At 66.6% G+C, this 23,069-nt stretch carries 20 protein-coding genes; 15 read left to right on the top strand and 5 right to left on the bottom strand.

All coding sequences use genetic code 11. The features are described from left to right. Positions 1 to 62 precede the first annotated feature (62 nt). Positions 63 to 1,298, bottom strand: coding sequence for a threonine/serine exporter family protein (locus N4264_RS06225; RefSeq protein ID WP_261696201.1), 1,236 nt, complete (start codon positions 1,296 to 1,298; stop codon positions 63 to 65). A 54-nt stretch (positions 1,299 to 1,352) separates the two neighbouring features. Between N4264_RS06225 and N4264_RS06220 the strand changes: the two genes are divergently transcribed. Continuing rightward, a complete protein-coding gene (locus tag N4264_RS06220) occupies positions 1,353 to 2,234 on the top strand; it encodes a DMT family transporter (protein ID WP_261696200.1) in 882 nt (293 codons plus the stop codon). Between the two features lie 93 nt (positions 2,235 to 2,327). Continuing rightward, the gene (locus N4264_RS06215) at positions 2,328 to 2,891 is read left to right on the top strand and encodes an ECF-type sigma factor (RefSeq protein ID WP_261696199.1); all 564 of its coding nucleotides are present in this window, start codon (positions 2,328 to 2,330) and stop codon (positions 2,889 to 2,891) included. 54 nt (positions 2,892 to 2,945) lie between these two features. Here the strand turns inward: N4264_RS06215 and N4264_RS06210 are convergent, their stop codons facing one another. From N4264_RS06210 to N4264_RS06200, 3 genes are read right to left on the bottom strand one after another with little or no spacing between them, the layout of a single operon-like run. Continuing rightward, positions 2,946 to 3,578 carry an alpha-ketoglutarate-dependent dioxygenase AlkB family protein gene (locus N4264_RS06210; RefSeq protein WP_261696198.1) on the bottom strand — a complete coding sequence of 211 codons (633 nt, stop codon included), beginning with the start codon at positions 3,576 to 3,578 and terminating at the stop codon, positions 2,946 to 2,948. Positions 3,579 to 3,592: 14 nt separating this feature from the next. Further along, positions 3,593 to 4,780, bottom strand: a complete 1,188-nt coding sequence (locus N4264_RS06205) for a CaiB/BaiF CoA transferase family protein (protein ID WP_261696197.1) — start codon at positions 4,778 to 4,780, stop codon at positions 3,593 to 3,595. A 15-nt stretch (positions 4,781 to 4,795) separates the two neighbouring features. After that, the gene (locus tag N4264_RS06200; protein ID WP_261696196.1) at positions 4,796 to 6,205 is read right to left on the bottom strand and encodes an amidase; all 1,410 of its coding nucleotides are present in this window, start codon (positions 6,203 to 6,205) and stop codon (positions 4,796 to 4,798) included. A 136-nt stretch (positions 6,206 to 6,341) separates the two neighbouring features. Here N4264_RS06200 and N4264_RS06195 point away from each other — a divergent pair, with 136 nt between their 5' ends. Further along, positions 6,342 to 7,148: a GntR family transcriptional regulator gene (locus N4264_RS06195; protein WP_261696195.1), complete on the top strand. Its 807-nt coding sequence runs from the start codon at positions 6,342 to 6,344 to the stop codon at positions 7,146 to 7,148. A gap of 16 nt (positions 7,149 to 7,164) precedes the next feature. Here the strand turns inward: N4264_RS06195 and N4264_RS06190 are convergent, their stop codons facing one another. Beyond that, positions 7,165 to 7,659, bottom strand: a complete 495-nt coding sequence (locus N4264_RS06190) for a hypothetical protein (protein WP_261696194.1) — start codon at positions 7,657 to 7,659, stop codon at positions 7,165 to 7,167. A 225-nt stretch (positions 7,660 to 7,884) separates the two neighbouring features. Between N4264_RS06190 and N4264_RS06185 the strand changes: the two genes are divergently transcribed. The 12 genes from N4264_RS06185 to N4264_RS06130 all read left to right on the top strand — a co-directional run bounded on the left by N4264_RS06185 (position 7,885) and on the right by N4264_RS06130 (position 23,067). Further along, a complete protein-coding gene (locus tag N4264_RS06185) occupies positions 7,885 to 9,486 on the top strand; it encodes an electron transfer flavoprotein-ubiquinone oxidoreductase (RefSeq protein WP_261696193.1) in 1,602 nt (533 codons plus the stop codon). A gap of 2 nt (positions 9,487 to 9,488) precedes the next feature. Beyond that, positions 9,489 to 10,031, top strand: a complete 543-nt coding sequence (locus tag N4264_RS06180; RefSeq protein WP_261696192.1) for a demethoxyubiquinone hydroxylase family protein — start codon at positions 9,489 to 9,491, stop codon at positions 10,029 to 10,031. A gap of 85 nt (positions 10,032 to 10,116) precedes the next feature. After that, complete coding sequence (locus N4264_RS06175) at positions 10,117 to 11,646, top strand: hypothetical protein (protein ID WP_261696191.1); 1,530 nt, start codon at positions 10,117 to 10,119, stop codon at positions 11,644 to 11,646. A 160-nt stretch (positions 11,647 to 11,806) separates the two neighbouring features. Next, the gene (locus N4264_RS06170) at positions 11,807 to 12,583 is read left to right on the top strand and encodes an ATP-grasp domain-containing protein (protein WP_261696190.1); all 777 of its coding nucleotides are present in this window, start codon (positions 11,807 to 11,809) and stop codon (positions 12,581 to 12,583) included. A 64-nt stretch (positions 12,584 to 12,647) separates the two neighbouring features. Then, positions 12,648 to 13,394, top strand: a complete 747-nt coding sequence (locus N4264_RS06165; protein ID WP_261696189.1) for an electron transfer flavoprotein subunit beta/FixA family protein — start codon at positions 12,648 to 12,650, stop codon at positions 13,392 to 13,394. Positions 13,395 to 13,419: 25 nt separating this feature from the next. Further along, positions 13,420 to 14,361 (top strand): electron transfer flavoprotein subunit alpha/FixB family protein, encoded by a 942-nt coding sequence (locus N4264_RS06160; RefSeq protein WP_261696188.1) that lies wholly within the window; start codon positions 13,420 to 13,422, stop codon positions 14,359 to 14,361. Between the two features lie 145 nt (positions 14,362 to 14,506). Next, positions 14,507 to 16,714, top strand: a complete 2,208-nt coding sequence (locus N4264_RS06155; protein ID WP_261696187.1) for a DUF5916 domain-containing protein — start codon at positions 14,507 to 14,509, stop codon at positions 16,712 to 16,714. Positions 16,715 to 16,947: 233 nt separating this feature from the next. After that, on the top strand, positions 16,948 to 18,456 hold the full coding sequence (locus N4264_RS06150) for an AMP-binding protein (RefSeq protein ID WP_261696186.1): 1,509 nt from the start codon (positions 16,948 to 16,950) through the stop codon (positions 18,454 to 18,456). Positions 18,457 to 18,610: 154 nt separating this feature from the next. Then, positions 18,611 to 20,032, top strand: coding sequence for a UbiA family prenyltransferase (locus N4264_RS06145; protein ID WP_261696185.1), 1,422 nt, complete (start codon positions 18,611 to 18,613; stop codon positions 20,030 to 20,032). Positions 20,033 to 20,045: 13 nt separating this feature from the next. Beyond that, complete coding sequence (locus N4264_RS06140) at positions 20,046 to 21,344, top strand: FAD-binding oxidoreductase (RefSeq protein WP_261696184.1); 1,299 nt, start codon at positions 20,046 to 20,048, stop codon at positions 21,342 to 21,344. A gap of 3 nt (positions 21,345 to 21,347) precedes the next feature. After that, positions 21,348 to 22,085 (top strand): SDR family oxidoreductase, encoded by a 738-nt coding sequence (locus N4264_RS06135; RefSeq protein ID WP_261696183.1) that lies wholly within the window; start codon positions 21,348 to 21,350, stop codon positions 22,083 to 22,085. A gap of 31 nt (positions 22,086 to 22,116) precedes the next feature. Further along, positions 22,117 to 23,067: a class I SAM-dependent methyltransferase gene (locus N4264_RS06130; RefSeq protein ID WP_261696182.1), complete on the top strand. Its 951-nt coding sequence runs from the start codon at positions 22,117 to 22,119 to the stop codon at positions 23,065 to 23,067. The last annotated feature ends 2 nt before the right edge of the window (positions 23,068 to 23,069 follow it).

The following is a 23,069-nucleotide window of genomic DNA, read 5'->3' as shown; positions in this document are numbered from 1 at the left end:
GCCCGTGGGACAACGGGGAACGCGCCACCGACGCACATGCCATCGCAGTGCCGGCGCGCCTGCTACAGGCTGCGTCGCGGCGGCACGATCAGGTCGCCAAAAAGCAGCCCCGCCACCAATGACACCAGGATCGTGACCAGTGAAAACGCCGTATCGATTCCGAGAAATACATCACGTTCGAAAACGAACGACAGGCTTTTGAAACCAACGCTACCGGGTACCAACAAGATAATCCCCGGTTCCCGCAGCAGCGCGCCCGGCCGGTGGGTCAATCCCGCATATAGATTGCTCAATGCGCCCATGCTCAATCCGGCAATGAAAACGCCGAATTCCGGGCCGAAATTCGCGCCACCGATCCGCGTAATCGCATAACCGAGCAAGACGGCGCCAATAACCAGCCCGAAATCCCGTCGTGCACTGCGAAACAGGACCGCGAAGCTCATCGCGCCCATGATCAGCCCGGCCCATTCCACCCATGCCGGTGCCGGCGGCAACCCTTCTGCGGCCGGTACGATACCCGTCACGCGACACAGCTGCGCCGCTGCCACCGTTCCGAACGTCAGCTTCAACAGAGTGGCCGTTGCGCCGGCCACGCGCGCGACGCCCGAAACCAGGTGCTGGTTCGACAGCTCGCGCACCGCTGTAGTCAGGCTCATGCCCGGCAGCAGCACGATCAGGCTGGCCAGCACGACCGGCTTGAGCGTCAAGGGCGCCACGAAAGCACTGAAAGCCGTGGCGATCACCGTGACCAACAGTGCCGACACCGCTTCGAAGCTGGCCGACAGGCGCGGCCGGTCCCTGGACCAGTGTGCCAGCAGGCCGATCAGCCAGCCGCAGAGCGCGGCAACCGCGATATCCACCAGCGAGGTCTTGAGCAGCATCGCCACGCTGGCCGAGGAGGCACCGAAGCTGAGCACGGTCATCCATCGGGTGCGGGCGCTGTCGGGGCGATCCTGCTCGCGCAGCATCTTGTAGCCGGCCTGGAGGTCCAGGCTGCCGTCGATCACGCGATCCGCGATGTGGTCGACCTCGCACAGCCGGCGCAGATTCACCTCGCCCGGCGCCAACCGGATCACCTGGGTGACCTGCGCCACCGCGTGCCGTCCCTGGCTGTGTTCGGCGAAGGACAGCACGATCGAGGTCGGCGTCGACAGCACGTCGCAATAGAGCTCCAGCCGGGCGCTGACTTTCGCGATCGCCTCCTCCAGGCGTGGCGCCGCCGTGCCGTACTCGTGCAGCCGCCGCGCCAGGGCGATCACGAAGCCCACCCGGGTGGTCAGCGTGTAGGCCTCATTCATGCGGGACCTCGCGGATAATCGACCGTTCGGACAGGGGTGGCGGGTGTTTCGGGCATGGGTCTGGGCGAGGCGTTGTCGATCTTGAGTGCGCTGGCGTGGTCGGCCGGCGTGATTATCTATAAGCGCCTCGGCGAGTCGCTGCCGCCGATGCAGCTCAATCTTATGAAGAATTTGATCGTGCTTGGTCTGCTTGTTCCAAGCCTCGCCGTATTCGCCGACTGGCCGCCGCCCACGCTACCGCTGTCGGACCTGGTGATCACCCTGGTATCCGGCGTCCTGGGCATTGCCGTGGCCGACACGCTGTACTTCCGGGCGCTCAACCAGCTGGGCGCGGCGCGCACCGGCATCCTCGGCAACTTCTTCAGCCCCTTTGTCATCCTGCTCTCGTTCGTCTTTCTGCACGAGCGGCTGGGGCCGATCCAGATCGTCGGCTTCGTCCTGGTCACCGCGGGCGTGCTCACCGTCGGTCGCCAGACCGTGACCGATACCGTGGACCGGCGCGCCATCCGGATCGGCATTGCCACCGGTATCGCCGCGATTTTCCTGATGGCAGTGGCGATCGTGATGGTCAAGCCGGTGCTGGAGGCGCAGCCGTTTGTCTGGGTGGTCAGCCTGCGCCTGGTCGGCGGCGTGACGGCCATGGCCCTCGCCTACGCGGCGTTCGCACGCACTGCGCCGTCGACGTCGCAGAACCGGGGGCCGATCCCGTGGCGCACCCTGCTGGCGGGGGCTTTTGTCGGCCAGTACCTGTCGATGGTGCTGTGGCTGGGCGGCTACAAGTACACGCGCGCCTCGATCGCTGCCATCCTCAACGAGACGACCTCGATCTTCATTGTCCTTCTGGCCTGGCTGTTCCTGGGCGAGCCGCTGACGCGCCGGAAGCTGGTGGGCGTCGGCCTCACCGTGTCAGGCGTCGCCTGCATGTTACTGGCCTGAGAAACCGGTGCCATACGCGTCCGCAGGGCGTTTTTCCGGATGGATACTTGCCGGTGGGGCCACTAGACTCGGCCACAGGCAGGAGAACGCGCAATGTCAGGGGCCGAACTCACCGAACTGCTCAATCGCGCCCAGCACGGCGACGGCCGGGCGCGGGACGAGGCATTCGACCGCATCTATTCCGAGCTCAAGCGCATTGCGGCCGCCGAATTGCGCCGCAATCCGGGCGCCACCCTCAACACGACCGGCCTGGTCCACGAGGCCTACGCCAAGCTGGCCGCCAACTATGGCGGGCAGCTCACCGATCGCAGCCATTTTTTCAGCCTGGCCGCGCGGGCGATGCGCCAGATCCTGGTCGACCAGGCGCGCAGGCGCATCGCCGACAAACGCGGCGGCGGGGTGGCCCCCACCGACCTTGACGGCGTCAATGTCGCCGTGGACGCCAAGGCCAGCGAGATGCTGGTCATCGACCAGGCACTCGATCGCCTCGCCCGCCGCGATGCCCGCGCCGCCCAGGTCGTCGAATGGCATTTCTTCGGCGGTTTCACGTTCGACGAAATTGCCGCGGAAATGAGCCTGAGCGAGCGCACCGTGCGCAGCGACTGGGCACTGGCCCGCGCCATTCTTTCCCGCGAACTCGAAGGTTTCTCGGTCTAGCGCCACGGCGCGCGCCCCGGACAGATCAATCGTCGCTATCCGTCGGGTAGCGACCTAGGATGCTGGCGGGAAGATCCGGCGAAACGTCAGGTTGATGCGCGGCGCCTGGACGCGCGGCGCTTTCGGCAGGTCGTGTCGATAGTGGCGCTGGGTGTCGCCGCGCATCACCAGAAGGCTTCCCGCCGGAAGCATCAGCGCCAGAGATTGTGCCGCATCCTGCCGATGGTGCAGGCGGAATCGCCGCGTTGCACCAAGGCTGACAGACGCGATCACCGGCGCCGGCCCCAGCTCCGGCTCGTCGTCGCTGTGCCAGCCCATCGAATCATTTCCATGACGGTACAAGTTGCAAAGAACACTATTGAACGGAACGGCGCACAGCTGCGTCACCCGGCTCCGGATCTGCGCCAGGGTGGGCGTCCACGGCAACGGTACGAACCGCGTGCGGGAATAGGTGTAGACCGCGTCGGGATCGCCCATCCAGCACGACAGCCGCGGTGCATCGACCTGGCGGCCGAACAAGATCAGCCGATGCGTGCTCCAGGCGACTTCGGCCATCACCTGCGCGAACAGCGACGCGGCGTCCGTGAAGGCGCAGGGCGAGAACAGCAGGTCAGCACCCGGCAGGGCCAGCGCGCGCAGCGGCTCGGCGGCCGGGGGTACGGGATCCTGCGGAAACAGGTCGTCCATCGGTGCCGGGCGGTTCAGGTGTCGGGACGCGCGGCGCCGTCCGTAACGCCAAGCGAAGCCAGCACCGCCTGCGTATGCTCGCCCAGCTGCGGCGGGGCCAATGGCGAGGTGGTCGTCGCATCCGGGCACCGCACCGGATTGGCGATCTGCGGTACATCACCCAGTACCGGATGCCGGGCATCAAAGCGCAGGCCGCGCGCCGCGACCTGGCTGTGCGCGAACACCGCCGCAAGGTCGTTCACCGCCCCCGCAGGTACGCCAGCCGGCACCAGCTCACCCAGCCAGTGTGCCGTCGGCCGTTCGGCCAGGAACGCACCAACGGCCTCCACCAGTGCCTGGCGATGGGCCACGCGGGCCGCATTGGTGGCGAAGCGCTCGTCCTGTGCCAGGGCGACACCGGCCACGGCGCAGAGGCGCCGGAACTGCTCGTCGTTCCCCACCGCCAGGGTAAGGTGGCCGTCGGCGGTGGCAAAGGTCTGGTAGGGCGCGATATTCGGATGGGCCGTGCCGAAACGGCCCGGCACCTGTCCACCCACCAGGTAATTCATGCCCTGGTTGGCCAGCCAGCCGACCTGGCAATCGAACAGCGCCAGGTCCAGGTACGCCCCCTGCCCGGCTCGCTGACGCCGATGCAATGCGGCAAGGATGGCGGACGCGGCGTACATGCCGCACATCAGGTCGCTGACTGCGACGCCCACCTTCATCGGCCCACCGCCCGGCTCACCATCGGCGTGGCCGGTCAGCGACATCAGGCCGGCTTCGGCCTGGATCATGGCGTCATAGCCGGCCCGGGCCGCGTTCGGACCGGTTTGCCCGAAGCCGGTGATCGAGCAGTAGATCAGCCCGGGGTTGTGCGCCGCGAGGCTGGCATGGTCCAGGCCGTAGCGCGCCAGCGTACCCGGCAGGTAGTTCTCGACCAGCACGTCGGAACCGGCGGCCAGCTGCTGCACGATGTCGCGCCCCTCCGGCTGGCTGAAATCCAGCGCCACCGACTGCTTGCCGCGGTTGCAGGCCAGGAAATAGGCCGCCGTGGTTCCCGCCTCGTCAAGGAATGGCGGCCCCCAGCGGCGCGTGTCGTCACCAACGCCCGGCTTCTCGACCTTGATGACCGTCGCGCCGTAGTCGGCCAGCAGCTGGGTGCACCAGGGCCCGGCGAGAATCCGCGACAGGTCCAGCACACGCACACCTTCCAGAAACGACATTGCGCCCCGCCCGAATCAGCGCCGCGCCGGATAGTCCGGTGCGGCATCCAGCGCCGCGGCACAGACTTCGGCCAGCTCCAGCAGGCGCAGGTCCGAGCCGGGCGGGCCGATGAACTGCAGGCCCAGCGGCAGGCCGGTCGACGAACGCCCCATCGGGATGCTCACCGCCGGGCAGCCCGACAGGCTGGGGAAGCTGGTGAACAAGGCCTGGTCAGCTGGCTCCACCGCATCAATCGCCGCGGCGCAGGCGGGCGTGGTCGGCGTAATCAGCACGTCCACCTGGGTGAAGATGCGGCGCGCCTTCAGGACGGACGCGTCGAGCATCTTGTCAGCCTGGACGTAGTCATGCGCAGAGCGCGCCGCGGCGTAGTCGAGCAGGCGCTTGAGATCCGCCGAGATCGGTGCAGCCGGATCGGCCAGGTCGGCGGCGTAGGTGCCCAGCATCTCCGCCTCCATCAGGAGCAGGCCGGCGCGGCGGGCCCGCTCGATGGGGTAGTCCTCGAAGTTCACGGCCTGGCGCTCGCCCAGTTCGTGGCGCAGCGTCACCAGGGCGTTCTCGAAAACCTCGACCACCTCTGGCGCCGTGCCCAGCCGCGCCAGGTTGGGCAGGGTGCCTGAGCGCAGCTTGCCCGGTTCCCAGTCCGGCGGAGCAAAGGCCACCCGGCGCTTGCGCGAGCGCGGGTCGTCGATGTCGTAGCCGGCAAGGACCTGCAGCAGGATGGTCAAATCGTCGACATTGCGCGCCATCAGGCCGATCGTATCCAGGCGCCGCGCGGCCGGTACCAGGCCTCGGGTGGAAATCTCGCCGTGCGTGGGTTTGATCGCATAGATGCCGCAATGGCTGGCGGGAATCCGCACCGAGCCAAGGCTGTCGCTGCCCACCGCCACGGCGCACAGGCCCGCGGCAACCGCCACCGCCGAGCCGCCGGAGGATCCACCGGCGATGTGGCCTTCCTTCCAGGGATTGGGCGTGGTGCCGTAGTGCGGGTTGCGCGTGGCCGCCCCCAGCACCCCTTCGTCGAGATTGGTCTTGCCCAGCACCACCGCGCCCGCGGCCAGCAGGCGCGCCACGCAGGCGGCATCGGTCGATGCCACCGCCTGGCGCCGGCGCGGAAGGCCGGCTGTCGTCACCCATCCGGCGACGTCGATGTTGTCCTTGAAGGCCACCGGCACGCCGTCGAGGCGCCCGATCGGGCCACCGGACGCCCGGCGCGCGCCGGCGGCTCTGGCCTGCGCGCGGCTTTTTTCCGGATCGGTGGCGAGATAGGCGTTGAGCGCGGTGTTTTCCCGCGCGATCGCCGCCAGATACGTGTCGGTCACCCGCTCGGCGGTGATCCGCCCCGAGGCCAGCCAATGCAGCAGTTGGCACAGTCCAGCGCCGCGCAGGGCGGTGTCGGCGAGATCGTCGTGGGTGGCCTGATTCATTCGCACCTCCTTGTGAGTGTCCGCAAGCGTGGTTCGATATCGTTCCGAGCGCAAGACGCTGCGCATTATTTTGCGTACGCTGACGTTAGGATCTCGCCATTCCCCCCGTTGGTCGCCTGCCCGTCAGGAAGCCGTGATGCCGCTGAAAGAAAAATCGCCCGAAACCGTCGATCTTGCCCCCACCGCCCGACGCGGCCTGCGCACCTCGCGCAAACCGCGCTACCTGCAGGTGGCCGACGAGTTGCGCGACGAACTCAAACGCGGCGATCACCCGGTCGGCGGCATGCTGCCGACCGAGGCCCAGCTGTGCGAACGCTTCAGCATCAGCCGCTATACCGCCCGCGAGGCGCTGCGGACGATGGAGGAAATGGGCCTGATCGCGCGCCGCCGCGGCTCGGGCACGAAAGTGCGCAGCGCCGAGCCGCAGGTGCGCTACAACCAGTACGTGCGGTCGATCGACGATCTGCTGCAATACACCCAGGCCACCCGATTCCAGTTGCGCCACAGCGACCGCCTGATGGCCGATGCGACGGTCGCCGGCTGGCTGGACGTGCGCGCCGGGACCGAATGCGTGTTGCTGCACGGAATCCGATACCAGCGCCGCATGCTCAAGCCGTTTTGCATTACCGACGTATATCGCCGCGCCACCATGCAGGGCCTTCCACCCGGTTTCGCCCGGGTGGAGGACGCGATGCGCGCCCTGATCGAGGGCGAGCTCTTCGCCCGCGTCGGCCTGGTCGAGCAGAGCCTGTCGGCCGTTGCCCTGGACGCCGAGCAGGCGCGCGAGCTGGAAGTGGAACCGGGCAGCCCGGCCCTGCGCACGCTGCGCCGGTACTTCGATCCGAAGGACCGCATCCTGCTGGTGGCCGTCACCCTGCATCCGGGCGATGTCTTCAGCTACATCACCCGCTATGAGCGCAGTGACGTGATGCGCGGCGTCTGACGACGACGGCGCGCCCTCAGATGCACGAGGCTGTCAGCTTGTCCTTCAGCGGCGTGGAGGGCACCAGGGCCCTGGCCCGCTCGCACATCCGCGCCGACTCCGCTTCGGTCATGCCCCAGCCCACCATCACCATGCGGCGCGTCCGGTCGCCTTCCGGCACCCGGAAATGGACGTAGTGGGTGGTCGACGGCTGCATGTCGAGCATGCGCTGGTAGCGCGGGTCAATTTCCCGGGTGCACTCGTAGCTCTTGATGGCGCACTGGGCCCCGGGCGGGCAGGCCATCGCCATCTCGACCCCACCGTTGGGCTTCTGGCACTCGGCTTCGGTCGGGCGCTCGCCGATGACCACCAGCTCCAGGTCCCGGCTGCCCGCCTGGATCGTCATCCGTATCTGGGCAAAACCCTCGTAGACCGGGCCCAGGCGCACCCCCGCCTGGGCATTCCGGCGCAGCGCGGAAACGCTCCAGCCGCACAGCCCGACTACGATCATCAACAGCAACAACTTGCGCATACCTGATACGTCCCCCTGATCCTGGCTACCGGGTCCGTTCGAACTTCGGCCGGGGAAGGCCGCGCGAGGCGCGCGCCAGGTTGCCGGATTGACAGGTGCTGCCCGCCCCCGGAACCGGACAACCGCGGAAGTCTAGCCCCTCCGGCGCGGCGGCGCCCTGCAATTGCCCCACAGGGGGGCAATTCGTGACAATCCCTTTCTTTCTCGCCCTAGCCGGAGTCCGCCATGAGCGAACGCGATGTCATGGAATACGACGTGGTCACGGTCGGCGCCGGCCCGGCCGGGCTGGCCTTCGCCATCCGACTCAAGCAGCTCAAGCCCGATATCCGGGTCTGCGTGATCGAAAAGGCCTCGACCGTAGGGGCACAGATCCTCTCCGGCGCCGTGATCGAACCCGAGCCACTCAATGCGCTGCTGCCCGAATGGGGCAAGAACCCGCCGCCGATCTGCGTGCCGGTGACCCGGGACGAATTCCTCTGGCTGCGCGACAAGGAGCGATCCCTGAAGCTCCCTGCGCCGCCACAAATGCACAATCACGGCAATTTCATCGTGTCGCTGGGTGCGTTGTGTGCGTGGCTGGCGCCGCAGGCCGAGGCGCTGGGGGTGGAGATCTATCCGGGCTTCGCCGCCGCCGAACCGCTGATCGACGAGAGCGGTGCTGTCTGCGGCGTACGTATCGGCGACATGGGCGTGGCCAAGGACGGTTCGCACAAGGCCGGCTACACCCAGGGCATCGATATCCGCGCGCCGATCACCGTGCTCGGCGAAGGCGCGCGCGGCCACCTGTCGAAAATGCTCATCGCCCGCTACGCACTCGACAAGAACTGCGATCCGCAGACCTGGTCGATCGGCATCAAGGAACTGTGGCAGCTGCCGCCCGGGCGCGTGGAACCGGGCAAGGTCGTCCACACCATCGGCTGGCCGGCGGACAATGCCACCTATGGCGGAAGTTTCCTTTACCACCTGGATAAAGATCGCGTCGCCATCGGCTACGTCACCGGGCTCGACTACGCCGACCCCCTGCTCTCGCCCTTCGAACTGTTCCAGCAGCTCAAGCACCATCCAGCCATCAAGCCCCTGCTGGAAGGCGGCTCGATCGTCTCCTACGGCGCGCGTGCGCTGGCTGCGGGCGGCTGGCAGTCGCTGCCCCAGTGCGAGATGCCCGGCGCCCTGCTGATCGGTGATGCCGCTGGCCTGCTCAACGTGCCCAAGATCAAGGGAACCCACCAGGCGATCCGCTCGGGCATGCTCGCGGCCGAACACATTGCGCAGACCAACAGCGTCGTCGGGTGGGACGCGAAGCTGCGCGCCTCGGTGGTGGGCAAGGAGCTGCGCAAGGTGCGCAACATCAAACCTGGATTCCACAAGGGCATGCTGTGGGGCGTGGTCAACGCCGGCTGGGAGACGATCACCGCGGGCCTGTCGCCCTGGACGCTCAAGAACCACGCGGACTGGGCGCAGACGAAGAAAATTGGTACCTACGAGCAACCCCGGCGCGATTTCGTCGAACGCACCTTGCCGCCACGCGACCGGCTCGCCTCTGTCTATTTCGCCGCGACCGAGCACGATGAAGACCAGCCCGTGCACCTGCGCGTGGCCGATACGGACATCTGCGTGACGCGCTGCGCCGAGGAGTACCAGAATCCCTGCCAGCGCTTCTGTCCGGCCGGCGTCTACGAGATCGTGCAGGACGAAGCCGGCAAGCGCCTGCAGATCAACGCCGCCAACTGCGTGCACTGCAAGACCTGCGACATCAAGGATCCCTACCAGATCATCACCTGGGTAACCCCGGAAGGCGGGGCGGGCCCGAACTATCAGAACCTGTAACCGTGCCAGGCACGTCCTGCCAGGCTGACCTGTGGCCGCTGGATATCCAGCGCGTCCTGCGCGTGGATCACTCCGGCGAATCCGGTGCCATCGGCATCTACCAGGCCCAGCACCTGCTGGCGTCGCTGGTCTGGCCGCAGGGGCGCGGGCTGCTGCAGGAGAAGCTCGCGCACGAACGGGCGCACCGGGCGATCTTCAAGGAAATGCTCGACCGGCGTGGCATCCGCCCCTGCCGCGGCCTGTTCGTGTGGCGGCTTGGCGGCTGGGCGCTGGGCCTGGCCACCGCCCTGCTCGGCCGCTGCGGCATCCTCACCTGCATGGACAGCGTCGAGAAGCTCGTCGTGGCCCACATGGAGGAACAGGCGCAGGTCGTGCAGGCGCGCGATCCGGAGCTTTTCGCGGCGCTCACCGCGATTGCGCTGACGGAACGGCAGCACCGCAACCACGGCCCCATGACGTGCGTGCCGACGTTCATGCAACGTGTCGTCAGCGGGCTGTCGCGCCGTGTGACGCGTGCGGCGATCCGGCTCTCGATGAGCACCTGACGAGTACCGGAACGCATCGGCCACGAACATGTCAGGTCCGCTCTCCCCTGCGCAGGGCTTTCACGGCGTGTCGACGCGATGGCGTATGGCACTGGACGCCCTCGTTGTCGCAGTGGCCGCCCTCGCTTTCTGGCCAGCCCTGTCGGCGGGCGTCACGCCGGAAGACTGGAGCTGGCTGGCGATGGGCCGGCACCTGGACGACCCGCTGGTTGCCACGTACCAGAATGTATTTTTCACCTATTTCTACCGCCCCGTCGGCTTGCTGAGCTGGTGGTTCACCGGTCACGTGTTCGAAGCCGACGCCTGGTGGCACAACGCCTTCGACCTGGCGCTGCATGTGGGCAACGCGCTGCTGCTGGCGCATCTGGCGACGCGACTGACGGGGGACGTCATCGCCGGGCGCCTGGCTGGCATCCTGTTCGGCGTCATGCCGATCGGCATCGGCACGGCGATCTGGCTGTCGGACCGCTTTGATCCATTGGCGGCACTGTTCGGCCTGCTGGCCCTGCTCGCCTACGAGACGGCCTTTCGCCAGCATCGTCGCTACTGGCTGGTTTTCACGGGCCTGCTGCTGGCGATGGCGTCGAAGGAAGTCGCCTACGCCGTTGCCGGCGCGATGCTCGTCCACGCCGCCGTCGATGCATGGACGCAACGCCGTCTCCGGTGGGACCTGGCCGCACCCGTGGCGGCGGCCGTCGCCAGCGCGGTCGCCCTGCGATTTGCCAGCGGGACCGGCGCAGCTTCGGCACTGGGGGACGGCGCGGGGATGCAGGCCATCATCACCGGCATCGGCGCCTGGTGGTGGCGTTTGCCCTCTGCGATCGCCGGGTTTTCCTCGGATTGGCGCTGGACTGCCGGATTGTCCGCTCCGCTATTGGTAGCACAGCTGACCCCCTGGGCGGCGGCGTTGCGCCGCCCGTCAGCGGCGCCGTGGCCTGCGATCCTCATCGGAGCCACCTTGCTGGTCGTACCGGCGATCCTGCAGTGGCCGATCGTACGCCAGGCCCTGGCGGTGGAATCGGGATTGATCTCCCTCAATCTGCGCTTCTACTACCTCGCCGGCATCGGCCTGGCGCTGGGTGCAGGCGCTGCGATCGCCAGCCTGCGCGATACGCGGCGGCGCCGCGTCGGCGTCGCCCTGCTGGCTTGCGTTACCGCAGCGGCCTTCCTGCGGGCACATCAGGTCAGTACCCACTGGAGCGCCACCTATGGCCGCGAGGCGGCGCAGATGACGCAGTTGGGGAAAGCGGTCGCGGCGCACAGCTACACCGGCGGTTGCCAGATCGAACTGGCGATGCCGCACCACTCGGACGACATCCGTCAGCACATCGATACCATCGTGAAGGCGATGGCACCGCGCGGTGCGTCGGTGATGACCTGCGCGGTATACGCCGGGCTCCCCGTGTACAGCATCGTGCTGGACGCCGCCTGGTGCGATGCGGCGCGTTGGCCGGCGCTGCGCGTGGCGCAGTTCCAGGGACGTCCGCTGATGGAACGCTTCGGTAACCTGTGCACGGCACAGTTCGAGGAGCCGGATCACGCGCGCAGCGGTCCCGGCGTGTATCACTTTTCGGTCGATGCCGAGGGACACCTCGCACCGACGCCCAAGGAATAAGCATGCAGCGACCTATCCTGGCCCTGGTGACCGCCACGGCCGCACGCGACCTCGACGAAGACCTTCCCCCCTGGCGTCGGCACTGGCGGCGTCCGGTGCCGATGTCCGCATCGTCGCCTGGGACGACGCGTCCGTCGACTGGTCCACCTACGACGCTGCCGTGCTGCGGTCCACCTGGGATTACACCCGACGCCTGCCCGAGTTTCTGGCATGGATTGATGCCGCGAGCCAACGCACGCGTCTGTTCAATCCGCCCGAGGTCGTCCGCCGCAACACGGACAAGCACTATCTGGAGGCCTTGGCCCAGGCCGGCGTGCCGGTGGTCCCGGGTCTGTTCCTGCACCCGGGCGAAGATCCAGCCCGGGCGATCGCCCGCGCGCTGGAACGGTTCACCGATCCGGAGTTCGTCGTCAAACCCTGCGTCGGCGCCGGTTCGCGCGATGCGCAGCGCTACGGCCGCGCGCAGGTCGCCGCCGCCACCGCGCATGCGGCGGCGCTCCTGGCTGCCGGACGCGACGTCCTGATACAGCCGTATCTGGATCGCGTCGACGCCCAGGGCGAAACGGCGCTGATCTATTTCGACGGCCAGTTCAGCCACGCCATCCGCAAGGGGCCGCTGCTCAAGCCGGATGAAGGCCCGACCCGCGCCCTGTTCGCCGCCGAGCACATCAGCGCACGCGAGCCCACCGCCCAGGAGCGGGCTGTCGCCGAACGCACGCTGGCAACCATCGCCACCGATGGCCCCCTGCTCTACGCCCGCGTCGACCTGATCCGTGACACCGCCGACAACCCGGTCGTTCTGGAGCTTGAACTCAGCGAACCGTCCCTATTCTTCGCCCACGGCGAGGGATCGGCCGCCCGATTTGCCGCCGCCATCCTGCGCCGGCTGGAATCTGTCCGGACAGTTTCGCCTGCCGCGGCCGGCCCGGCGCGGTAGAATCCCCCTTCTTTTCGGGCGCGGCCATGACCGCGCCTGTGGTGTCCAGCAAGGAATCCGTTGCATGAAGATCCTCGTCGGCTACAAACGCGTTGTGGACTACAACGTGCGCATCCAGGTCAAACCGGACGGCTCGGGCGTCGTCACCGACGGCGTGAAACTCTCGCCGAACCCGTTCGACGAAATCGCGCTGGAAGAAGCCCTGCGCCTGCGCGAGAAAGGCATCGCCACCGACGTCGTCGTCGCCACGATTGGTCCTGCCGATTGCCAGGCACACCTGCGTAACGGCCTTGCCATGGGCGCCAACCGCGCGATCCATGTCGTCACCAACGACGCTATCCAGCCGTTGACCGCGGCCCGCACGCTGCTCAAGCTCATCGAGAAAGAGCAGCCGGATATCGTCATCCTCGGCAAGCAGGCCATTGACGATGACTGCAACCAGACCGGCCAGATGCTTGCGGCATTGTGGAATCGTCCACAAGCCACTTTTGCCTCGAAGGTGGAAGTCAACGGCACTGCCGCGCGCGTGACGCGCGAGGTCGATGCAGGCCTGGAGACGATCGAAGTCGATCTTCCCGCCGTGATCACCACCGACCTGCGCCTGAACGAGCCGCGCTTCATCAAGCTGCCGGACATCATGAAGGCCAAATCCAAGCCGCTGGAAACCATCGAATTCGCCAGCCTGGGCGTCGAATCCGGCGACCACCTCAAGACCACCGCCTATGCGGCACCGCCCAAGCGCAGCAAGGGCGTGATGGTGAAGGACGTGGCCGAGCTCGTCGCCACGCTCAAGGCCAAGGGCCTCGTCTGACCGGTCGGCCACAAGGAACCATCCCATGAGTAAAGTCCTGATCATTGCCGAACATCTCAACGGCAAGCTCAATGCCAGCACCGCGCGCTGCGTGACCTGCGCCAAGGCCTTCGGCGCGTCCAGCATCGACGTCCTGGTGCTCGCGGCCGATCCGGCCGCCATCGCGGCCGAAGCGGCTGCCATCGACGGCGTCAGCAAAGTGCTCGCCGTGGCCAATCCGGCCAATGCCCATGCGCTCGCGGCGGTGTATGCGCCGCAGGTCGTCGCTGCGGCGGCGGGCTACAGCCACGTGCTCGCCCCCTCCACCACGTTCGGCAAGGATCTCGCCCCGCGCGTGGCCGCCCTGCTCGGCGTCGCGCAGGTGTCCGACATCGCCGAAGTGATTGACGCGCAGCGTTTCCAGCGCCCGATCTACGCGGGCAACGCCATCATTACGGTGGAGGCACCGGCCGGCAGCACCCTGGTCGGCACCGTCCGCACCGCGTCTTTTGCGGCCGCCGGCGCCGGTGGCACGGCCCCGGTGGAAACCCTGGCGCTCGACGTGGCCCTGCCCGGCCATACCCGCTTCATCGAGCTGCAGCAGGGCAAGAGCGACCGTCCGGACCTGCAGAGCGCCAACCGCGTCGTTTCCGGCGGCCGTGGCGTGGGTTCGGCGGAGAACTTCGCCATCATCTTCAGCCTGGCCGACAAGATCGGCGCCGCCGTTGGCGCGTCGCGCGCCGCGGTCGATGCCGGCTACGTCCCCAGCGACCTGCAGGTCGGCCAGACCGGCAAGATCATCGCGCCGGAGCTCTACATGGCCATTGGCATTTCGGGCGCGATCCAGCACCTGACGGGCATCAAGGATGCCGGCACCATCGTGGCGATCAACAAGGACGGCGAAGCGCCGATCTTCGAGATCGCCGACATCGGCCTTGTGGGCGACCTGTTCAAGCTCGTTCCGGAACTGGAACAGGCCCTGGGCTGATCCCGCCAGCCTTGCTATGCCGCAACGGCCCGCCTCGCGCGGGCCGTTTGCATTTCTGGCGGGAAATCGCCCGGCATGCCTTCTGGCCCATGCCATCGCCAGGATCGCGTGGCTCACTGGCACGTTTTTTGGAGCGTCGCCCGACATGCTGGCCAGACTATTTTTGCTATGGGGTGCATTCGCTCTGCCTGCCAGCGCGGCGATCGTCGTCGACGGCGTTCCGGATGAACCCGAATGGCAGCAGGCCCGCGTATTCGGAGACTTGCGCCGCACCCAGCCCTACACCCTTGACACGGCCAGCGTCGAAACCCAGGTGCGCATGCTCGCCACGCCCGAAGGCCTGGCATTCGCGTTCCGCTGCGCCCAGGACCCCTCGCTGCCGCGCGTGAAGCCCTTCACGCCACGCGACCGCATCAGCAGCGCCGATCGCGTCAACATCATGATCGACTTCGATGCGGACGCGAAAACGGCCTACAACTTCACCGTTTCGCTATCCAACTCGATCGAAGACGCGGTCATCACCGAGGAAAACAACTTCAACGCCGACTGGGACGCCGACTGGGCCCATGCGGTGCACGAAGATGACGCCGGCTGGGCCGTCGAGATCGTGTTGCCCTGGACGATCGCCACGATGCGCGACAGCGCTGCAGACAAGCGCACCGTCGCCGTGTACTTCGACCGCGTCCTGGCCTCGCGCAGCGAGCGGTCGGCCGTGCCGGCGATCTTCTACGGCAACCCCGTATTCCTCTCGGCTTTCGAGAAGGTCGAGATCCCCCAGTATCGTTCGCAAATCCTGGATTTTTTCCCGTACGTTTCCGCCTTGTACGACGTCAAGAATGACCGCCAGGAGTTCCGCGGCGGCATGGACATGTTCTGGAAACCCAGTGGCGACTTCCAGCTCACGGCCGCGCTCAATCCGGATTTCGGCCAGGTCGAGTCGGACGAGCTGGTCGTCAACTTCGATGCCATCGAAACCTTCTACTCGGACAAGCGCCCCTTCTTTACCGAAAACCAGGGACTGTTCGACCTGCGCACACCCCAGGGTGGACGCATCCTTTATACGCGCCGCGTCGGCGGCCCCTCGGACGACGACAGCGGACGCGCCGCCGACATCGACGCCGCGGTGAAGCTCAACGGCAACGCCGGCCGCCTCAAATACGGCCTGTTCCTTGCCGACGAGGCCGACGATGCAGGCCGCCAGTTCACCGCTGCGCGCCTGCTCTACACGCCGGATACCGTCGGCGTCGGCCTGCTGGTGACCGACGTCGAACGGCCGGCGCTCGACCGCCACGCCACCGTCAGCACCACCGACCTGCGCTGGCAGCCCAATGAACGCTTCCAGCTCAACGGCCAGATCCTGCTGTCGGATGTGGAATCCGGCGATCAATCCAGCGAGGGGGCGGGCGCGTGGATTGGTGCCGCCTTCACGCCGTCGGCGCGCTGGCACCACGAAGCCTCCCTGGCCCACTACGATGCGCAGCTGGATTTCAACGACGCCGGCTACCTGCCGCGCAACAGCCTCAACGAACTGCGCTGGACATCCCACGTCAAGGTCAACGACCGTCCGGCCGAATCGTCCGTGGCCGCTATCGATTACGGAGCGGATATCCGCTACAGCACGAATGACCGCGGCGTTCGACTACCGGCCACGGTCTTCCTCACACGCGAAGCCTCTTTTCGTCGTGGTGGTGCGTACCTGCTCGAGTACCAATGGCGTCCGCCCGGCTACGACGATGAGATCGCCCGGGGCGCGGGAAATGTCTGGCGGCCGTCCCGCCACTGGTTCTTCGCCAACTACGTCAGCCCACGCCGCAACGGCTGGCACTACGAATCCGGCATCTGGATCCTGCAGGAAGGGCTCGGTGGCCATGCCCTGCAGTGGGAGGGCCGTCTTGTCTACAGCTTTAGCGACCGGCTCTCGCTGGATGCGGAGGTCAACGCGCGCAGCAGTCGCGACTGGCTGGTGTGGAAGCAGGACGACCAGCTTGCGCGCTACGAGCGCAGCCTGTGGGACACGTCGATCAACCTCGACTGGTTCCCCCGCGCCCGCCACGAACTGCGCGCCAAGGTGCAGTGGTTCGCCGTCAGCGCGCACGACGGTCGCGGCTACCGCCTGGGTCAGCGCGGCCGGCTTCACCCCGACGGCAGCGCGGACGACTTCAGCGTCAACAATTTCGGCCTGCAGCTGCGCTACCGCTATGAACTGGCGCCGCAGTCCGACTTCTACGCGGTGTACAGCCGCGGTGGGTTCGAGCGTCGCGACGACCATGACAACGGCCTGGCCCTGTTCCGCGACGCTGTTTCGCTGCGCGATGCCGACCAGTTCCTGGTCAAGCTGCGATATCGCTTCTAAAGGTGTTCGCGCGTGGGACAACGCGGCCTCTGCGTTGTCGCACGCTGACACATCTCGTCACAAACACCGTGGCACGCGGCGCCATGTCAACGTATCGTGAATCGGCGCAAAACGCGGACGTGCGCACTATGGGATATTCGCCGTCCGCGCAGTGGTCGCGTTGGCAGGCTTCCTGCTAAGTTACCCGGCCGTCACCGCTTCCTCCCACGCCACGGACGCCAGGCTTTCGCATCATGTCAAAACCGATCTGGGAACCCAGCAGCGAGCGTATTGAACGCGCCAACATCAGCCGATTCATGCGCTTCGTCCGGGAGCAGACCGGCAACGACGACATCCGCCGCTACGCGCCGCTCCACGATTTCTCGGTACGGCATCCGGATCGCTTCTGGCAACTGGTCTGGGAATTCTGCGGCATTCGTGCTTCCGGTACTTTTCACGAGGTGCTGGTCAGCGCCACCCCATTGAACGAAGCGCGCTGGTTCCCGGGGATACGCCTCAACTTCGCCCAGAACCTGCTGCGTTTCAAAGATGATCGCACGGCGATCATCCATCGCGATCGCAGCGGCGCCAGTCGCGAATATTCCTACGCGGAGCTGCAACAACAGGTGGCGCGCGTCGCCGCTGCGCTGCGCCGGCACGGACTGCAGGCCGGCGATCGCGTCGCGGGCTGGCTGCCCGACTCCCCCGAAAGTCTCTTCGCCATGCTGGCCACCACATCGATCGGTGCGATCTGGTCCCTGTGCCGGCCCGGTGCGGATATCGACGCCACCGTTGGCCGCCTGATCGACATCGCACCGCGAATCCTCATCACGTCCGCGGCCGCGCTCGGCGAGTCGCCGGCGACCACGCTCGCCGCCATCCGCCCGCTGCCCGCCCTTGAGCGGATCGTCGTGGTGGGCGACTGCAACGTACTGGCGAACGAACGGGCGCCCTCACCGGTGATGTCCTGGGAGGCGTTCCTCCAGGGCGAGGAAAAACCCCTGGTGTTCGAGCCGATGCCGTTCGATCACCCGCTCTACCTGGTTCCGGCAACGGACGCGCTCGGCCGCGGCATGCATCTGGTGCACGGCGCCGGCGGCACGTTGATCCAGCACCTGAAGGAACTGGTCCTTCACGCTGATCTCAAGCGCGAAGACAAAATCCACTTCGACACCGGCGGCGATCCGACGACCTGGCACTGGCTGGCTTCGGCGCTCGCGGTGGGCGCCACGCTCGTGATGGTCGACGGTCAACCGCACCGGGCCGACCCCCGCAGCCTGTGGAATCTCGTCGACGACCTGGGTATCACCGTCCTGGTCACCGACGCAGCCTGGCTGCAGTCCTGCGTGGATGCCGGCCTGCGCCCGGGCGAGTCGCACAAGTTGCTTTCGCTCAAAACGGTGCTTTCGATGGGATCGACCCTCGCCGCGCCACTGTGCGAATACGTCTACACCGCGGTCAAGGACCGCCTGATGGTATCGGCCTGCAGCGGCGGTACCGACCTGCTGTCCAGCATTGCCCTGGGATGTCCGGTCCTCCCCGTCTTCTGCGGCGAACACCAGTGCCGGGGCCTGGGGCTCAAATGGGATACCTTCGACAGCATGGGCAAATCTGTGCGCGACGGTGACGGCGATGTCGCCCTGCTGGGGCCCTTTCCCTCGATGCCGCTGGGTTTCTGGAACGACATTGATGGCCAGCGCTACGCGGAAACCTTTTGTCACGACACCCGGGCGGCTGGAGCCGTGGCCAGCGCGCGCGCGTGACCGATCACGAGGGAGTGGTCCTGTCCGCCACGGACATTCCCGCCTGAAACGGTTGTAGCGGGCCGGGCACACTGAAACCGGCCCGGCTGACGTAGTAAGCTCGGCGTTTATCCAACGTTCGCGCCCCGCGCGACGGATTGACACGGGCCCACGGATGCAAGAGTCGGCAATTCCCCTGTGCGTCGACCTGGACGGCACATTGATCCGATCTGATCTCCTGGTCGAATCGGCACTCAGCCTGCTGCGGCGTAACCCACTGTATTTGCTGGTTTTTGTCGCCTGGTTGCTGCGCGGCAAGGCGCACCTCAAGCGCGAGATCGCGCGCCGCGCACAAGTGGATGCCGCCTGCCTGCCCTACGACGAACGTGTCGTGAGCTGGCTGCGCGACGACGTGAAGGGACGTCCCCGCATTCTGTGTACCGCATCGGATGCCCAACTGGCGCAGGCAGTGGCCGCGCACGTCGGCGTTTTCGACGAAGTGATGGCCAGCGACGGCGAACGCAATCTGGCCGGCCGCAACAAGGGCGAGGCGCTGCGCGAGCGCTACGGCGAGCGCGGTTTCGACTACGCCGGCAACGAGTACCGAGACCTCCACGTGTGGAAACATGCACGACGCGCCATTGTCGTGAATGCCGGCAACGGCCTTGCGGCGGCGGCGGCGCGCGAATGCGAAGTCGATCGCGTGTTCGAGGCGAGCCGCGGCAGCCTGCGCACCTGGATCAAGGCCCTGCGCCTGCACCAGTGGCTGAAGAACCTGCTGGTGTTCCTGCCCCTGTTTGCCGGGCACCGTGTACTCGAAACCGTGCCCCTGCTTTCCACCGTTGCGGCGTTCTTCATTTTTGGCCTGTGCGCCTCCGGCGTCTACGTGCTCAATGACCTGTTCGACCTCGATGCGGACCGGCGCCACCCGAGAAAGCGCCTGCGCCCGTTCGCGGCCGGCACCCTGCCGCTGCAGGCCGGATTGATTGCCGCGCCCGCGCTGACCCTGCTCGCCTTCGGGCTGGCCCTGATTCTCTCGCCGGCTTTCGCCGGCGTCCTGGCGATCTACTACGCGATGACGCTCGCCTATTCGCTTTGGCTCAAGCGCGTGGTGATGGTCGACGTGGTGGCCCTGGCCGGCCTGTATACCGTCCGTATCGTCGGCGGGGCCGTGGTGGTCGGCGGCGGGCTGTCTTTCTGGCTGCTCGCTTTCTCGATGTTCCTGTTCCTGAGCCTGGCCATGCTCAAGCGCTATACCGAACTGCATGCCATGCAACTGGGCGGAAAGGCGACCGCCAGTGGTCGCGGCTACGCGGTGGACGACCTGCCGCTGCTCCAATCCCTGGGCGGTTCCAGCGGCTACCTGAGCGTGCTCGTGCTGGCGCTCTATATCAACAGCACGGCCAGCGAAGTGCTCTATCACCGTCCGCAGGTACTCTGGCTGTTGTGTCCCCTGCTGCTCTACTGGATCAGCCGCGTCTGGATCATCGCCCACCGCGGTGCCATGCACGATGACCCGGTGGTTTTCGCCCTGGTGGACCGCGTCAGCCGGATCATCCTGGTGCTGTGCGCGCTGGTCGTGGCGGGAGCCATCTGATGGAACCGCGGCAATGACGGTGAAGGGCCAATCCTGGGGGCGCTATCCCCGCGCCGACCAGCGTCTTATCGCGCTGACCGACCGTCACGCGCCCCTGCCGAGCTTTGAAGGCAGCGCCCTGCCCCATGGCAACGGCCGCAGCTACGGCGATTCCTGTCTCAACCACGACGGAACGCTGCTGCACACGCGCGGACTGGACCGCCTGATCGCGTTTGATCCGGCGACCGGCGTACTGCGCTGCGAAGCCGGCGTGCTGCTGGCTGACATCCTCGATTTCGCCGTCGCGCAGGGCTGGTTCCTGCCCGTGACGCCCGGCACCAAATTCGTCACGGTCGGCGGCGCCATTGCCAATGACGTCCACGGCAAGAACCACCACGTCGCCGGATGTTTCAGCGAGTGGGTGAACGGCTTCGAGCTGCTGCGATCCGACGGCAGCCGACGCTGGTGTTCCCCTTCTGAGAATGCGGACTGGTTCGCCGCCACCGCGGGCGGCCTGGGCCTGACCGGCGTGATCACCTGGGCGGAACTGCGCCTGCGCCGCGTACGCGGCGCGTGGATGAACGTGGAAACCCACCGTTTTTCCCGCCTGCGTGAATTCCTGCAATTGTCGGCCGCATCGGAAAGCGACTACGAATACACCGTGGCCTGGATCGACTGCGCGGCGCGCGGCGACCGTCTCGGCCGCGGGCACTTCATCCGTGCCAATCATGCGCCGGCCGGCGATGGCCCGGCCCGCCCGCGTCGACGCCTGGCCGTGCCGGTGACGCCGCCGGTTTCGCTGATCAACAGCCTCAGCCTGCGCGCCTTCAATACGCTCTACTACCACCGCCAGCGTGGCCGTGTCGCCCACGCACTGACCCACTACGAGCCCTATTTTTACCCGCTCGACAGCATCGGCGACTGGAACCGGATCTACGGCCGGCGCGGATTCCTCCAGTACCAGTGCGTCGTTCCACCGGAAGACGCCGAGCACACGCTGACCGACCTGATCGAACAGATCGCCGACAGCGGTACCGGTTCGTTCCTGGCGGTGCTGAAAATGTTTGGCCAGCGCCGATCCGCTGGTATCCTGTCGTTTCCGCGCCCCGGGGCCACGCTCGCCCTGGATTTCCCCAACGACGGCCACGCCACCTTCGAACTGCTGGAGCGGCTCGACGACGTGGTGGCCGCGGCGGGCGGCGCGGTCTACCCCGCGAAAGACGCACGAATGCGTGCGGACCGCTTCCGGGCCTATTTCCCGGCCTGGGAAACCCTGCGACCGTACCTTGATCCCCGCTTTTCTTCGGGTTTCTGGCGGCGCGTAACGGAGTGATGCATGCGCAGGATCTTGATCATCGGGGCCACCTCGGCCATCGCCGAAGCGACGGCCCGGCAATTCGCCGCGCGCGGTGACGCCCTGTTCCTGGTGGGGCGCGACGCGTCACGCCTCAAAGCTATCGCCGACGACCTCGGCGTGCGCGGCGCGGTACGCACCGCGACAGCGTCGCTCGAAGTCACCGATTTCGCGGCCCACGCTGCCGTGCTGGAGCAGGCCGACCGCGACCTGGGTGGCCTCGACACCGTGCTGATCGCGCACGGAACGCTGTCAAACCAGCGTGAATGTGAAGAATCTGTCGAGACACTGCGGCGCGAGTTCGACATCAACGCGCTGTCAGTCATGGCACTGCTCACGCCGCTGGCGAACCGGTTCGCGGCCCAGGGGCATGGCACGATCGCCGTCATCTCGTCCGTCGCCGGTGATCGCGGCCGCATGTCCAACTATGCCTATGGCGCCGCCAAGGCCGCCGTGAGCGCCTTTCTTTCCGGCCTGCGCCAGCGCCTGCAGAAGTCCGGCGTCAACGTGTTGACGATCAAGCCCGGTTTCGTCGATACGCCGATGACGCGCGATTTTCCCAAAGGCGCACTTTGGGCAAAACCAGAAGATGTCGCGAAAGGCATCGTCAACGCCATCGACAAAGGCAGGAGCGTCGCCTACCTGCCCTGGTTCTGGAGCCTGATCATGCTGGTGATCAAGCATGTACCGGAGTTCCTCTTCAAGCGAGTGAAGCTGTAAGCCTGCGTAATTCCCCATTGGAGACGGAAGGATGGATGCACTGCGATTGACCCAGCCCGCCACGCGGGAAAATTTCAACGAAAGCGGCTATCTCGCGGCAAATCCGGACGTGCGCAAAGCCGTCGATGATGGCTACTACGTTTCGGGCCATGACCACTTCCTCCGCCACGGTGTACGCGAAGCGCGCAACCAGCGCCTGCCGTCGCAGCTCCTGGATTCGGCAAAAGCCCGCAAGCTCGAACGCATCGCGCCGCTGCTGCGCAGCGACCTGCCTATGGTGCGCCAGCCTGATCACTACGACTTTCTCAGTGACACGCTCCGACGCGAGTGCAATATCTCGGACACCGACAGCGTCAGCTCCAACGAGTACGACGGCAAGGTGATGGCACTTCTGGAGCGTCATGCCAACGGATTGGTGCTCGATTGCGGTGCTGGCCGGCGCGGCACCTACTTCGATCACGTGGTGAACTTCGAGATCGTGGACTACGACACCACCGACGTGCGCGGCGTCGGCGAATGCCTGCCTTTCGTGGATGGCGCCTTCGATGCAGTCATTTCCATCGCCGTCCTGGAGCACGTCCGCGACCCGTTCCGCTGCGCGGCAGAACTCGTCCGCGTGCTCAAGCCCGGCGGTGAACTGATCTGCTGCGTGCCCTTCCTGCAGCCCTACCACGGTTATCCGCACCACTACTACAACATGACGCACCAGGGACTGCGCGCGCTGTTCGAGCGCGACCTGACCGTGGATTCCGTCGAAGTCATCGACAGCACCGGGCCGGTCTGGGCGCTGACCTGGATCCTGCAATCCTGGGCCCAGGGTCTTGAGGGCAAGGCTCGCAAGCATTTCCTGAACCAGCGCGTTTCCGATCTGCTGCTACCGCCCAACCAGCTCCTGCAATCGGATTTCGTCCGCGAGCTCGACGACGCCAAGAAGCTGGAGCTGGCGTCCGCCTGCCTGCTCAGCGCCCGCAAGCCCGCCTGAAT

This window comes from Tahibacter amnicola, assembly GCF_025398735.1.
Classification (GTDB): Bacteria; Pseudomonadota; Gammaproteobacteria; order Xanthomonadales; family Rhodanobacteraceae; genus Tahibacter; species Tahibacter amnicola.
Note: the sequence above shows the minus strand (reverse complement) of the source record. Positions and strands in the feature narration are given on the sequence as shown.